A 15,282-nucleotide genomic window follows, 5' to 3' on the forward strand; every position below is an offset into this window, starting at 1 on the left:
AATTAAGCTCTTTCATTTTTATTATAATTTAAAAATATATTAATATAAATTAAAAATAAATTACAATTATTTGTTTACTTTAAATTTATTTAAAGTATTAAATACTATTTGGTAACTTTCTTCTATATTTTCTTTAGTTATCTCTTCAGGAATTTCATTAACCCCATCCTTTAACTCTTTGAAAATTGGAAAATATTCAGAATCACTATCTTCCTCTAATCCATTAACCCATGTCTTAAACTCAGTTGTTTTAACACCCTTAACAGAATCCTCTTTTAATTTATTTATTATATTTACATACCCATTAACTATTTCTATAATTTCATTACTACATGTATCAGCCTTTGGAATAAAAAATCTTCCCTTAGTATTGCTTACGCCTTTTTCTGTCAATTCATTAGAAAGTTTATTGGCCTCTTCTTCATTTCCAATATGGACTATTACCCTATAGTTTTCTGCTTCACTTAAAGAAACTGCTATATAATCCTCTTTCAGGTCTGCTTTTACACTATTAGCATTTTCTTTATTTGAATAGAAGCCACATTGAACCATTACATATTCTTGCCCTTCTTTGCTCTCAGAAACAACTTTATTATCCTTTGGCTTTTCTTCTCCACCAGGACTTTCATTATTTCCTTCTGGTTTTTTTTCTCCCTCTGTAGTAGTTGCTTCTATTTGCTCCTTACTTGCTGTCTTTTTGCCTTCTGGCCATATAAATTTAGACATTATAGTTGATATTACAAGAGCTACAACAATAACTCCAATAAAAAGCAAGATAAAGTTTTTCCCATCATTATTATTATTGTTATTACCACTACTCCTCTTTTTATTTTTTACATCAATTCTAGTGTATTTCACCCTTTCCCCAACCTTTCTTTGATTTTAACTTTACTTAATATATTTATTTTACATATTTTGTAAAATTCCTTCTTATAATTTTATTTTTCCTAAATTTAACATTTTAATAACAAATAAAAAGCTCTATTAAAACCTGCTTTATAAATCTAATATAATTAGATTTATAAAAGATTAGGCTCTAATAAAGCTAATATAAAACTTTATTTATCAAGTAAATCTCTTCTTGTATAAAACTCTGGAGTTCCTAAACTTCTTTTAGAAATTAAACCTCCATGATAATCAGATCCACCTGTTATTATCAAATTGTTTTTTTCACAATAATCTACTAAGTATTTTATTGTCTCTTCATCGTGATGAGGATGGTAACACTCTATTCCTTGTACTCCCCATTCTTTGAATAATTCTAACATTTCATCTAACTCAAACTGTGATTTCCCATACTTAGGGTGAGCTAAAACAACAATTCCTCCAGCTTTTTTTATTGTTTTTATGACTTCTTTTGGATGAGGAAAATCTGGATATTTTAAGGCTCTCTCTCCCACAAATATTTTATTGAAAAACTCATCTATGTTCTTACATATTCCTCTATCAATTAAAAAATTAAGAGTTTTCCATCCTCCTTTTGAAGGATCATGTTCATAAGCTAAATAATCTTCAAAGTCTATATCATATCCAGCATCAATTAATTGTTTTATGGAGTCATCATCCTTCTTTTGAAGCAATCTATCATTATTTTCTATTAAGCCTATTAACTCTTTGTTATTCTTATCAAAGTTATAAGCTAATATATGAAATTGCTCTCCATTTATTATACTTGAAACCTCTGCTCCGGGTATGAATTTAATATCCATTTCCTTAGTCATTTTCTGCATTTCATCTAGACTTCCTATGGAATCATGATCTGTTACTGAAAATAATTTTATATCTTTTTCAACTATTTCTTTCAATAGTTCTTTTGGCATAAGTGTTCCATCAGAAGCTCTAGTATGCATATGTAAATCTGCTCTTACTAAATCCACGTCTATCTCCTCCTAAAGTCTATTATGTTTATTTTTATTATTTACTAATAAATCTAATAAAATAATAGGTTAAGTACACTAAGTACTTAACCTAAAATTATTTCTATTATTTTATAGCTTTTAATATTTCAACTAGGAAATCCCAAACATTTTTTACTGAAGATATGCTAACATGCTCATTTGGAGTATGTACATCATACATATTAGGACCAAATGAAATCATATCTAATCCTTCTATTTTTTCTCCTAATAATCCACACTCTAATCCAGCATGAATAGCTACTATTTCAGGTTCTTCCCCTGTCATATCTTTATAAACATTGCTGCAAAGTTCTCTTATTTTTGAATCTGGATTGTATTGCCAAGCTGGGTATGGTGCTTGTATTTCAAATTGTGCTCCTAAAACCTCTGCAATATCAGATATCTCTGTAAGAAGTTTAGTTTTTAAAGTTTCAACTGAGCTTCTTGTTGAACTAGCAAAAACTATTTTATCTGATTCTGTAGTTACAACTCCTAAGTTTGTTGAACTTTGAACTAATCCTTTCATTTCTATGCTATAAGTATCAACTCCATCAGGAATTAAGTTCATTATTTTTATTGCTTTAAATGTAGTATCTTTAGAGAATACTTTATGATTTTCTTCTTTTTTAACTAAAGTTACATTAACACCATTATCATTAGCATGGTATTCATCTTTTAATATTGAATCCCACTTTTGAATTAATTCTTCTAATTTCTTAACGTCATCCTTTTTAACAGCTAATAAAGTATCACATTCTCTTGGAATAGCATTAACTTTAGATCCACCATTAATTGATATTAATCTAATATCACAGTTAGCATTAATATCATTTAATACTCTTCCCATTAACTTATTAGAATTTCCTCTTTGTTTATCTATTTCCATTCCAGAGTGACCACCTTTTAGTCCTCTTAACATGATTTCATAGATTTCAAAGTCTTTTCCCATTTCTTCAAAGTTTATTGGTAAAGTAACTTCACTTCTAGCTCCACCTGCACAGCTTACTAAAAGTTTTCCTTCTTCTTCTGAATCTATGTTTAAAAGATACTTACCTTTTACTAGAGTTCCATCTAAAGCAATTGCGCCACCCATTCCAACTTCTTCATCAGTTGTCACTAAAAGCTCTATAGCTGGATGTACTATATCATTTGAAGCTAAAACAGCCATTCCATAAGCTACTGCTATACCATTATCGGCACCTAATGTAGTTCCAGTTGCATATATATAATCACCATCTATTCTTAATTCAATAGGATCTTTTTCAAAATCATGTATAGTATCCTTGTTTTTTTCACATACCATATCCATATGACCTTGTATTATTACACCTGGTGCATTTTCATAACCTGGAGTTGCAGGCTTTCTTATTATTACATTTAAGGCTTCATCTTGTATTGTTTCAAGACCTAAGCTCTTTCCGAAATTAACTAAGAAATCACTAATTCCTTTTTCATTTCCTGATCCTCTAGGAATTTGTGATATCTCTTCAAAATATTTAAAAACACTTTGTGGTTCTAAACCTTTTAATATATTCATTTTTATCCATCCTTTCCTATTTTGTTGTGGTAAAATATAATTAATTTAATAATTTATTCTATTATATCAAACTTTTAAAACAATCACTAAACTATTTTAGTTTAAACAAAATGAGGTGGTTTTTATGCAAAAAACAAAAATGATATTTACAATTGGTCCTGCAAGTGATTCAGAAGAAATTCTAAGACAATTTATTAGAATAGGTATGAATGCTGCGAGATTAAATTTCTCTCATGGGGATCATGAAAGTCATAAAGAAAAAATTGAACTTATTAAGCGACTTAGAAAAGAAGAAAAATCAGCTACAGCTATTTTACTAGATATAAAAGGTCCTAAAATAAGAACTCATAAGTTTAAAAATGGTGAAGCTGAACTTAAAGACGGTAATGAATTCACATTTTCTTGCGGAGATGAAATATTAGGTGATAACACTAAATGTTCAATCTCTTATACAGAACTATATGAAGACATAAAACCTGGTGGATCAATACTTGTTGACGATGGACTTTTAGAATTCAAAGTAAAAGAAGTCAGTGGAACTGATATAATATGTGAAGTTATTGAAGGTGGTACAATAAAAGATCATAAAGGTGTTAATGTACCTAATGTAAAAATTAAGCTTCCTGCTGTGACAGAGAAAGATAAATCTGATTTAATTTTTGGTTGTGAAATGGGAGTTGACTTTGTTGCTGCTTCTTTCATAAGAAAACCAGAAGATGTACTTGAAGTTAGAGAAATATTAGATTCCCATGATGGAAAAGACATAAAAATAATATCAAAAATAGAAAATCAAGAAGGCGTAGATAACATAGATAAAATTATAGAAGTTACTGATGGTGTAATGGTAGCTAGAGGAGACATGGGGGTTGAAATTCCTATTGAAAATGTACCTGTAATACAAAAAGATATAATAAAGAAATGTAATCAAGCAGGTAAAATAGTTATAACAGCCACTCAAATGTTAGACTCTATGATAAGAAATCCAAGACCAACTAGAGCTGAAGCTTCTGATGTATGTAATGCAATATTTGATGGTACTGATGCTGTAATGCTTAGTGGCGAAAGTGCTTCTGGTAGCTTCCCTATTGAAGCTGCAATGACAATGTCTAAAATAGCTAAAAAAGCTGAAGCAAACTTAGACTATCAATATCTTTTAAGAAGATTAAAGGATCCGAATCCAGATCCAAATGCTTTCGCAGATGCAATAAGCTACTCAGCATCAAAAACAGCTAGTAAATTCCCTACAAAAGCTATTGTAGCCGCTACTCAGACTGGTGCAACTGCTAAGATATTATCAAAGTATAAACCTAGCTGTCCAATAATAGCTATTACTCCATATGAAAAAGTTAGAAGAAGTCTTGCTTTAAACTTCGGAATAATTTCTAAAAAATGTGCTTACTTCAATAGTACAGATGAAATTATACAAGAAGCTAGAAAAGTGGCAAAAGAATTCGAAATAGCTGAGGCTGGAGATAATATCATGGTAGCCGCTGGATTCCCAACATCAATAACTGGCGGAACAAACATGCTAAAAATCGAAAAAATTTAATATAAACATAAAAAGTATAGTATTTTATTAATACTATACTTTTTTAATTCTATAGAACTTTTAAATAAATAAAACTTATAAATAGTATGAAGAGAATAATTGCTATAAATTCTTAGTGAAATACAATAATTCTCAGAATATATTTATAAGTTTTATTTTAAAAGCCTATAGATTTAATCCTTTGAATAGGTCAGCTAATGAATAACCTTCTTCTTCATCGTTGTATTGCATGTATTCATTTGAAGTTTCTATAGCATCTTTTATACTTAAGCTCATTTTCTTATTTTCATCATCTATGTTTAAGATTTTAACTTTAACATCTTGACCTAGTGATAATACATCTGATGGCTTAGCTATATTTTCATCACTGATTTCTGAAATGTGAACTAATCCTTCAATGCCAGGTAAAACTTCAACAAAAGCTCCAACTTTTATAAAGTTAGTTACTTTACCATTAACAACATCTCCAGCTTTTAAACCTTCTAATGTTTCCCATGGATTTTTAACAACATCTTTTAATGAAAGTGCTATTCTTTCTCTTTCCATATTAACTTCAGAAACAAAAACTTCTACTTCATCACCAACAGCAACAACCTCTTCTGGCTTATGTACTCTTGACCATGACATATCACTTAAGTGAACTAATCCTTCTACTCCACCAATATCAACAAAAGCACCAAATTTAGCTAATCTAGTTACTTTTCCTGTTCTTTTTTCTCCTTCTTTAATTGAAGACCAAAGAGCTTTCTTTTCATTGTTTCTTATTTCTTCGTCTATTACTCTTTTTGAAACAACAACTTTTCTATTGTCTTTATTAAACTCTATAACTCTAACTTCTAAAGTTTTTCCTACTAATTCTTCTAAGTTTTCTATTCTTCTTCCTGCACATTGAGAAGCTGGCATAAATACTCTAATACCATTAAAGTCTCCTACTATTCCACCTTTAACAACTTCCTTTAATGAAACCTTTATTGATGTTTCTTTTTCGAAAGCATCTTTTAAATCGTCCCAAATCTTTATTGCATCTGCTCTTTTTTTAGATAACAGGACATTTCCATCTCCATCATCACCACTTAAGACCATTACAAATATTTCATCATCTACATTTATTGAGTTTATATCAAAATCCTTGTCATTTGAAATTTCATTTCTTGGTATTACTCCATCTGCAAAATGACCAATATTAACTATTATCTCATCATTTTTTACACTTATAACTTTTCCTTTAACTATTTCACCTTTATGAAAATGCTTTAATTCAAAGCTATCCATTAAATCTGACATTGTAAGATTTTCACTCATTTTTACATCTCCTTCATATATTCCGTAAACTAACTCACGAAACAACTTTTTTAAGGTTTACTTTATAAAATATTTTACATAAGTATATAAAAGAAAACAAGTAATATATATTTTTTATTACAGTTTTATCCAAATAAAAATTACCTAATAACATCTTGCTATTAGGTAATTAATGTACTTAATCTTCAATTGAAACTAATTCATAACCAACTTCTTCTAAAGCATCTCTTAAAGTGTCTTCATCAACTTCAGTATCAACTACAGCTCTACCAACTTCTACTTCTAAAACCTCTACCCCATCAACATCTAATAAAGCTGCTTCAACATGTCTAATACAATTTGAACATGACATTCCATCGATTTCTAAAATAAGTTTGCTCATAAAAAAATCTCTCCTTAAAACTTTAGTTTATTTATATAATATACTTTAATTTTATATAATAATTCATAAATATTATTCCTTATTTTTTAATATCTATGATTTTTAACTAACCTCTAGTAAATACCCATGTATCTCCTTCTGAAAGCTCCTTATTAAATTCATATCCATCCAAATCAAAATTTTTTAAATCCTCTGATTTAGTTATATTATTTTGAGTTATATATCTTACCATTTCTCCTCTTGCCTTCTTTGCGTATACGGTAACCACCTTATATTCAAAGCCTTTTCTTTCCTTGAACACAGGAGTTATAACTCTAACCTTTTTCTCGATTTCCCTTACAGACTTATAATACTCATTAGAAGCTAAATTTATAATAACCCTTTCATCATGATTTTCTAAATCTTCTAAAATAGCTTCTATTATTTTATCTCCCCAAAAGTCGTAAAGATTTTTACTTCCACTTATCGAAATTTTTGTTCCCATTTCTAATCTATATGCCTTTGTTCCGTCTAGTGGTTTTAAAATACCATAAAGACCTGATAATATCCTTAGAGATTCATTACAAAACTCTAATTCATCCTTGGTAAAATCATCTGCATTTAATCCTCTATAGGCTTCTCCTTTAAATGACAATACGAAAGGTTTTTCATCACCATAATAAATTGTATTCCAATCTTGAATTTTGGTGAATGTATTGACTCCTAAATCTTCGCTTATTTTCATTAATGAGCATAAATCATGAACCTCTAACTCTTTTAAATCATGCATTATAGTTTCAGCCTCATTAATAAACCTAGGCTTACTTGTTTCTATATCTAATTTTACCTTTGTTAAATCTAAAGTTTTTGCAGGCGATAATAAAGCTAGTATAAGTATCACCTCTTTCTCGTTAATTTGATTAAAAATATTATATAATAAAATAATTTTATTTGAAAATATCCTAAACATATTATTATAAAATTATTTAAATATAATTAATAATAATACTTTCAGAAGATTCAATCAATATTTTTTCTATTAAAAAGCAAAAAAATTTAAGGTCCTTTGACCTTAAATTAATTTTTATATAGACTATTATAACAGTGATTTATTATATCACTTCTTTTTATTATCCCTATAAATATACCATTGTCATCAACAACTGGTACAAAGTTTTGAGAAATAGCTAATGATATTAAGCTTTCCATATTTTCATTAATGCAAACACTTTTATGCTTTACTCTTCTTGGTATCTCTCTTACACTAACAGTATTAGTATTCTTAAAATTAAGCTCTGGATTTCTCTTTAATGTCCAAAGCAAGTCCCCCTCTGTTAAAGTGCCTACATATTTTCCTGTTTTATCTATAAGTGGAATAGCTGTATATCCATGATGCTCCATTCTCTCAATAACTTGTCTCATTGTTGCATCTGTATATTCATAAGCCACTTCACTTTTTGGTGTTAGAAAAAAAGCAATATTCATAATATATCAGTTCCCCTAATTTTTTATAATAATTGTTCTACTTTTATTTTACCATACATATGTTTTTTTTAGTGACAATATGTTGTCATTTAGCTAATTTTTTAAATTTATAATCAAGATCAATATATTCTGTATCATTTATTAAAGAGTTTGTAGATTCATAAACTAAATTTCCAGACAGAGTCTTTTTCAAAACTACCTCTTGTCTCACATTTCTATTACATTTTGGACATTTTCCTATGGATACAAATCTCCAACTAAATAGTCTAAAAGGATGCTCCATTTCTACTTTCACATTGCATTTCGGACATTTAAACTCTACATCTTCATACTCTAAATTATAATTTTTTAAATCTTTTACCCTAATAGATGGCATATTATATACATCTTCTACTATATACTCTTTTACTTTTTTAACATTATAAAGTCTTTTAAAGACCTCAGCTGTATAAACGGCATCATTTAATGCATCATGCAGCTTACTTGTGTCTATCTTTATTTTTAGCTCTTCTAAGGCATGCTTTAAACTTAAAGATTTTTTATGAGCTAAAATTTTAGTACAATATTTTTGTATGTCAATATATTTTTTTATCCAACTTATATTGTTATAGCAATGATACTTTGCATTATTAACTATATGAACAATATCATCAGTTGCCCAAGAACAAAGTATATCATCTTCTCCAATAAAATCTTTAAGATTGTCCATAGCATCCTCGAATTTAATTCCATCTTTTAAATTCTCTTCAGTTATTCCTGTTATATCAATTATCTTAGGATTTAAAACTTTAAACACTGATGGCTTAATATATGTTTTAAACTCATCTACTTTCTGCATAAATTTATTTAATTTTATAGCCCCAATTTCTATTATTTCATTATAGGAATCTAATTCCTTTAATTCCTTGTGCTCATTATAAATATTAGGATAAAATTTTGTAATATTTTGCATATTATTAAATTCTAGGTCTATTATTACATACCCCATTCTCTACATCCTCTCACTATCTATATCCATATATAATTATGCCATGAAATTTTAATTTTTTCATTAAAATCAAATTATTATTATTTTTTAACTAAAATTCTCAACACAAAACCCCATTTTATCTTATCTCATAACTTTTATTTTATTGAGTTATATTATAATTTTCAATAGACAAAATTAAACTTTTATTTAAATAAAAAGCACTGAACTTTTTTCTTGTTCAGTGCTTAACAAATTTTAGAATTTAGTCCAAAGTTCTAATGATCTTTCTACTAAATCTTCATGTCTATCTTTTAATGAATCCATATTCCAATCTGATAATTCTAAAACTTCCTTAGTTACAGCAAAATCACTCTTTTTGCTTAAGTATTGTTCAACTTTTTCAGCAAAAGCCTTATTATTAGCTCTTGTATTCTTAGCTCCTGATATTATAACTAAGTTTCCAAATCTATTAGCCCAGTTTCTTCTTTGCTCTGCTGTAAAGTTTTCCTTCCAGTAAGCTTCTTTAGCATTTCTAGGAAGAACATGCTCTATCATAATCTTATCACTATAATCTAATGTTTCATTTGGTCTCTTTTCCATATCAAGTCTTACGAAAATATATTTAGGTATCATCATTCTACCTTTGCTATAGAAGTCTATATCATTTAAAGCATTTTCAAAGTATGCTGTTGTTCTTTCTAAATCATATAAGAATACTGGCGCTTCTTTTATTTCTTCTAAAGAATCTTTTTCTTCTATAACTTCTAAAATTTCATAAACTCTATTTAATCTATCTGCAAATGAATTTCCATTTACCCAATCAATAACAAGTCTTTTCTCTAGAACTTTAACAAAGTCTAAAACTAATTTATCATCATTAAACTTCTCAGCGAATTTAATAACTGCTGCCATCCATTCATCATATGGTAGGAATTCTCTCATTATATTTATTAAATTCTTATAGTAGATCTTGTCCTCTTCTGATACTCCTTCAATAGTTCCATCTACTATGTACTTATCATATAAAGCCTTTATAGCTGTTAAGTGATTTACAAAATTAACTCCTAAATATTCAGGCTCGGCTCTAAATATCTTCTTGCTAAATTCTTCATATACACTTTCTTCAGCCTTACTTTTAAGCTTCATTGTTCTCATGAATCCTATTATTTGGTCAAGTTTTTCCTTACCTAAATCTTGTTCATGATTTTCCCAAATGTCAGTATATTCCTTTCTTATTTCAGGATTTATAACTCTTAAGTTTTCACTCTTTAAAAGATCTGAATCTGTTAAAGGTAATCCTCTTGCATTTATTACATTGAATAATCTAAATGCTGAAGTAAATGATTCAGTTGTTATTACAACAAGTACAACTTTTTGAAGTAAGTAAACTATAAACTCATTTAACTTTTCTTCTAAAAGTTCTCCTTCTTCATTAAAGAAATTAGATCTAAATACTTCTATTGCATTAACCATATTTTGTTTAGCTTCTGAAAGTTCTGTTATGTCTAAGTCTTTAACTAAGTCAGTTCCTCCATTAGTTAATATGTACTTTTTGAAGAATTCTTCTTCTTTTCCTCTAGCTTTAACTCTTATGCTTTCTTTAATTCCCATAAGAATATTTGGCTCTTGATATATTAAACCAGATAATACTTTTTTATACTCTTCATTATCTACTAAATCTCTTATAGTAGCGATTAACATTATGATTGATGTAAGTCTTTGTTGCCCATCTATTACATCATATATACCACATCCGTCATCTTTATATTCTTTAGAACATAAAACGATACTACCTAAGAAGTATGGCTCATATTGATCAAACTCTTTACTACCTCTGCTTTTATTTAATTCTACTGACTCCCAAATATCATCAACTAATTGCTTTAAATTTTCTTTAGTCCAAGAATACGCTCTTTGATAATCTGGAATTTCAAATAAGAACTTATTACTTAATAAATCCTTTATGTAATATTCTTTTGCTTTTACCTTTTCTGTAAACAAAATATACATGCCTCCTAAATTTTTTTGCTATTTATTTAAAGTCCTCTTTTACTTAATAACTCTACTCATGAAAAAAAGCCATTTAAGGCTTTTTTTCATAAAATATATCATTATTTTATTATAACAAAATTAATTTAATTTGTCTAAAATTAAGTTATATCGCTATTTTTATATACATAAATAGCAATTTTTTCTTTTATTTAATATCTATCCCTGCCATTTTCATTAAATATCTAGCATTTCTTGTTTGTGAAACACCTTTTCTTAAAATATAATCAAACTTTAGTTTATTATCTTCATAATACTCTCTAAAGTTATAATTTTGAATAGTTGAATTTTCCTTTTCCATATCGCAAAGCTCAAAATCATGAGTTGATACTAACCCTAATGTATTTCCTTCTAAAAGTTGATTTATTAAGATTTCAGCTCCCTCATGTCTATCTAAAGAGTTAGTACCTTTGAATATTTCATCTAATAAGAATAAAATCTTTTCTTTTCTTTTTACACCCTCAACAATAATCTTTATTCTAAGTATTTCTGCATAGAATGATGATATACTCTCTTCAAGATTGTCTCCTGTTCTCATACATGTATATACTTCTAATATTGGAGTCTCAAAACTTTCTCCTTTTACAGGTAAGCCTAAATAAGCTAATATACAATTAAATCCTATTGTTCTTAAGAATGTACTCTTACCAGACATATTAGACCCTGTAATTAAAATAACTCTCTTATCTTTTGTTATTTCAAAGCTATTTCCTATTCCTTTATCACCTAGCATAGGATGACTAAGATTTTTTCCCCTAAGAGTATATCCATTGTTTATTTCTGGCATAGCCCATCCGTTATTATTATAAGTAAATCCAGCCAAAGAAACTAAAGCTTCAAAATCACCTAATGAGGCCATCCATCCGTCAAATTCATCTTTATTATTATTCTTCCAAGTTTCAAGCCTTGATAAAATTTGATAATCCCAAAGTAAATAACAGTTTAGTAATACATAAAAAGCATTTCCTCTATCATAAAGCCATCCAGTTATTCTTTCTAGTTGCTTTAACTCTCTGCTTGCACTTTTATTATTGTCACTTAAATTATTTTTTATCTTCTTAAGGATATTAGATTCAAAAGTTTCTTTTTCTATTAACGTTAAAGCATCTACATATGTTTTTATTCTATACTTTAAATCTTCAAAAATATTTAGCCCCTTAATAACTTCTTTATTACCACCCTTTAAAATTAAATAACTTATTAAAAGAGAAATCAATAAGATTTGCCAAGTAACCATATTCATACCTACTAGAATTGTAATCCCAATGTTTATTAATGGCATTACTATTCGTAAAATATTTATTAACGGCGATATCCCATTATGATTATCTTTTAACCAATCTCTTAAATACTTTTCCTTGTTCCCTTTTTTATCTTTTAAAGATGCTATAAATTCATGTCTAAAGTCAACTTTTTTAGAAAGTTCCTTTAAAGATTCTTGCCTAAGTAGAATTTCATCCTTACTTGGAAGCTCCCCTAATTTTAATAAATCACTTAACTTTTTTCTTCCATAAACAGTTCCAGTTTCATTTATCCACTGGAACAAAGAATTCTTACCAAATATATCCAAGTCATTTATAAATGGATGTTTATTATCTAAATATTCCTCACCAAAATCTTCAAACTCTCTCCATTTACCTTCTAATCTTAAAATTTCTTTTTTATTTATATCTATAAGCGCTTCTTTTTTATTTATTTTATTAAGTATTCCTTCATGAACCTTCGCTAAATATAAAAATAATGCTGAATTAAGCAAAAACAATATAATTCCAAAGGATATAGAACTTATACTATATGCATAGTATATACAAAATAAAATACTTAAAGAAACAAGTAATCTCAATACACTTATTATATTATAATCTCTTCTTAATCTACTCAATCTAGTTGAATATTCTTTTATTTTTTTCTCATAAACACTTTTTATATCCATATTTATCCTCTCTAACTACTTTTTTAATATTATACCATAGTTGACATATTTTAATACAAAGCTATGATTTAAACTAATACAAAAAAAGACTCTGTATAAAATAATACAGAGTCTTTTCTCTTACTTTTTGTGTATTTCTAAAAGCTTATCTCCAATATTTACTTCTCTTCCGTTTTTAAAGAAAATAAATTCATCTTCCTTTAAATCCGTAAATATTATAGGAGTAGTCTTTAGTATATTATTTTCTTCTAAGCAGTTTAAATCAAAGAGGATAAGTTTTTCTCCACTTTTAACCACATCTCCAACATTAACTAGAGACTTAAATCCTAGTCCTTCTAATGAAACTGTATCAATACCAATGTGTATTAAAATCTCTCTTCCTAAATCACTTTCTATTTTAATAGAATGTTTAGTTTTAGAAATCCATGTTACCTTTCCATTAACAGGAGAACAAAGTACTCCTTCTGAAGGTTCTATGGCTAAACCATCTCCCATGAGCTTACAAGAGAATATTTCATCATCAACTTCTTCTAAGTCAATTATCTTTCCACTCATAGGAGATAATACTATATCATTCAAAGTTTTACCTTTTTTTATCTTTTTCTTCTTTGATTTTACTACTTTCCCCCCATACCACTCATAATCTCTTTAATTTGAGTTTTTAGTATATCTGATTTTCCACCGAATATGGCTTGAATATTTTCTCCAACTTGCATTACACCAGCTGCTCCAAGCTCTTTTAATCTTTCTTTATCAACTTTGTTTGAATCATTAACTGTTACTCTTAATCTAGTTATACAAGCATCTAATTTACTTATGTTACCTGCACCACCTAGAGCTATTAAGATTTCAGCTGCTAAATCATCATTTGCAGTAGTATGTTCATTATCTATATCATCAAATATATCATCATCTTCTCTACCTGGAGTCTTAAGATCGAACTTTCTAATAAAGAATCTAAATAAGAAATAGTAAACCACTGCGAAGCATAATCCTACAACTATTACTAACCACCATCTAGTTCTATTTGGTATTACACCAAATAAAATAAAGTCAATAAGACCACCTGAGAAAGTCATACCTACCTTAACATTTAATAATTGCATTATCATGAATGAAAGACCTGCTAATACACAGTGTATTGCAAATAATACTGGAGCAACGAATAAGAATGCGAATTCTAATGGCTCAGTAATACCTGTTAAGAATGAAGTTAATGCTGCTGAGAATAAGATACCAGCTGCTATTTTCTTCTTACCTGGTTTAGCTTCATGATACATTGCTAATGCTGCTGCTGGTAATCCAAACATCATGAATGGGAACTTACCAGTTGTAAATGTACCTGCTGTAAATGGAACATTATCTCTTAATTGTGCAAAGAATATTTGTTGGTCTCCCATTACTAATTGACCAGCTTTGTTTGTATATTCTCCAAATTGATACCAGAATGGATTATACCAAATATGGTGTAGTCCAAATGGAATTAATGCTCTTTCTATAACTCCAAATAAGAAAGCTGCTATTGTTGGATTAGCATCTATCATATTTCTTGAGAATGATAATAAAGCTCCTTGTATTGGTGGCCATACGAATACCATGATTCCACCTATAACTAATGCTGCTAAAGCTGTTACTATTGGAACGAATCTTTTTCCTGCAAAGAATCCTAAGTATGAAGGTAATTCTATTTTATAGAATTTCTTAAATAAAGCTGAGGCTACAACCCCGATTATGATTCCCCCAAATACTCCAGTTTGAAGTGTTGGTATTCCAAGAACTGTTGCATACATACCAGTTTTAACATTGACAACTGTATCTGCAGTTACTCCAGCGCCAATTCCCATAGTTACGTTAAGTATTAAAAAACCAACGATTGCTGCAAGTCCTGCAACACCGTCTCCTTCTGCTAATCCTACAGCAACACCTACTGCGAAGATTAGAGGTAAGTTAGCAAATATTATATCTCCAGCACTAGTCATTATTGTAGCTATTAATTGGAACCAATCTGCATTTAATGCTGGCACAAGGTTTAAGAAATCTGGATTTTGGAACATTGTACCAAATCCAAGTAATAAACCTGCTGCTGGTAATAAAGCAACTGGTAACATTAAAGCTTTACCTATTCTCTGTAAAACTCCAAAAGCTTTCTTCATCTTAATCTCTCCTTTTTAAATGATTTCTTTATTTATAATTCCTTA

General features: G+C 28.5%; 13 protein-coding genes. 1 reads left to right on the forward strand and 12 read right to left on the reverse strand.

Going from position 1 to position 15,282, the window contains the following annotated elements; translation table 11 throughout:
- Positions 1–66: 66 nt before the first annotated feature.
- The 3 genes from AC2JAQ_RS13035 to AC2JAQ_RS13045 form a co-directional block, all read right to left on the reverse strand.
- Positions 67–858, reverse strand: coding sequence for an SPOR domain-containing protein (locus AC2JAQ_RS13035; protein WP_488456830.1), 792 nt, complete (start codon positions 856–858; stop codon positions 67–69).
- A gap of 200 nt (positions 859–1,058) precedes the next feature.
- Entirely contained in the window at positions 1,059–1,877 is an 819-nt protein-coding gene (locus AC2JAQ_RS13040) for a PHP domain-containing protein (protein WP_488456831.1), read from the reverse strand.
- Between the two features lie 106 nt (positions 1,878–1,983).
- A complete protein-coding gene (locus AC2JAQ_RS13045) occupies positions 1,984–3,435 on the reverse strand; it encodes an aminoacyl-histidine dipeptidase (protein ID WP_488456832.1) in 1,452 nt (483 codons plus the stop codon).
- 124 nt (positions 3,436–3,559) lie between these two features.
- Between AC2JAQ_RS13045 and pyk the strand changes: the two genes are divergently transcribed.
- Positions 3,560–4,984, forward strand: a complete 1,425-nt coding sequence (gene pyk, locus AC2JAQ_RS13050) for a pyruvate kinase (RefSeq protein WP_488456833.1) — start codon at positions 3,560–3,562, stop codon at positions 4,982–4,984.
- A gap of 165 nt (positions 4,985–5,149) precedes the next feature.
- Here pyk and rpsA read toward each other — a convergent pair whose 3' ends face one another.
- The 9 genes from rpsA to ptsG all read right to left on the reverse strand — a co-directional run bounded on the left by rpsA (position 5,150) and on the right by ptsG (position 15,237).
- Entirely contained in the window at positions 5,150–6,286 is a 1,137-nt protein-coding gene (rpsA, locus tag AC2JAQ_RS13055) for a 30S ribosomal protein S1 (RefSeq protein WP_488456834.1), read from the reverse strand.
- Positions 6,287–6,464: 178 nt separating this feature from the next.
- On the reverse strand, positions 6,465–6,668 hold the full coding sequence (locus AC2JAQ_RS13060) for a heavy-metal-associated domain-containing protein (protein ID WP_488456835.1): 204 nt from the start codon (positions 6,666–6,668) through the stop codon (positions 6,465–6,467).
- Between the two features lie 106 nt (positions 6,669–6,774).
- The gene (yaaA, locus tag AC2JAQ_RS13065) at positions 6,775–7,539 is read right to left on the reverse strand and encodes a peroxide stress protein YaaA (RefSeq protein WP_488458804.1); all 765 of its coding nucleotides are present in this window, start codon (positions 7,537–7,539) and stop codon (positions 6,775–6,777) included.
- Positions 7,540–7,724: 185 nt separating this feature from the next.
- The gene (locus AC2JAQ_RS13070) at positions 7,725–8,132 is read right to left on the reverse strand and encodes a CBS domain-containing protein (RefSeq protein WP_488456836.1); all 408 of its coding nucleotides are present in this window, start codon (positions 8,130–8,132) and stop codon (positions 7,725–7,727) included.
- 85 nt (positions 8,133–8,217) lie between these two features.
- Complete coding sequence (locus AC2JAQ_RS13075) at positions 8,218–9,120, reverse strand: 3'-5' exonuclease (protein WP_488456837.1); 903 nt, start codon at positions 9,118–9,120, stop codon at positions 8,218–8,220.
- Positions 9,121–9,357: 237 nt separating this feature from the next.
- On the reverse strand, positions 9,358–11,103 hold the full coding sequence (locus AC2JAQ_RS13080; protein WP_488456838.1) for a DUF262 domain-containing protein: 1,746 nt from the start codon (positions 11,101–11,103) through the stop codon (positions 9,358–9,360).
- A gap of 196 nt (positions 11,104–11,299) precedes the next feature.
- Entirely contained in the window at positions 11,300–13,084 is a 1,785-nt protein-coding gene (locus AC2JAQ_RS13085; protein WP_488456839.1) for a MutS family DNA mismatch repair protein, read from the reverse strand.
- A 120-nt stretch (positions 13,085–13,204) separates the two neighbouring features.
- The gene (locus AC2JAQ_RS13090; RefSeq protein WP_488456840.1) at positions 13,205–13,663 is read right to left on the reverse strand and encodes a PTS sugar transporter subunit IIA; all 459 of its coding nucleotides are present in this window, start codon (positions 13,661–13,663) and stop codon (positions 13,205–13,207) included.
- A gap of 38 nt (positions 13,664–13,701) precedes the next feature.
- Complete coding sequence (ptsG, locus tag AC2JAQ_RS13095; protein WP_488456841.1) at positions 13,702–15,237, reverse strand: glucose-specific PTS transporter subunit IIBC; 1,536 nt, start codon at positions 15,235–15,237, stop codon at positions 13,702–13,704.
- Positions 15,238–15,282 lie beyond the last annotated feature (45 nt).

The sequence above is a fragment of the Clostridium sp. LIBA-8553 genome, from assembly GCF_057782465.1.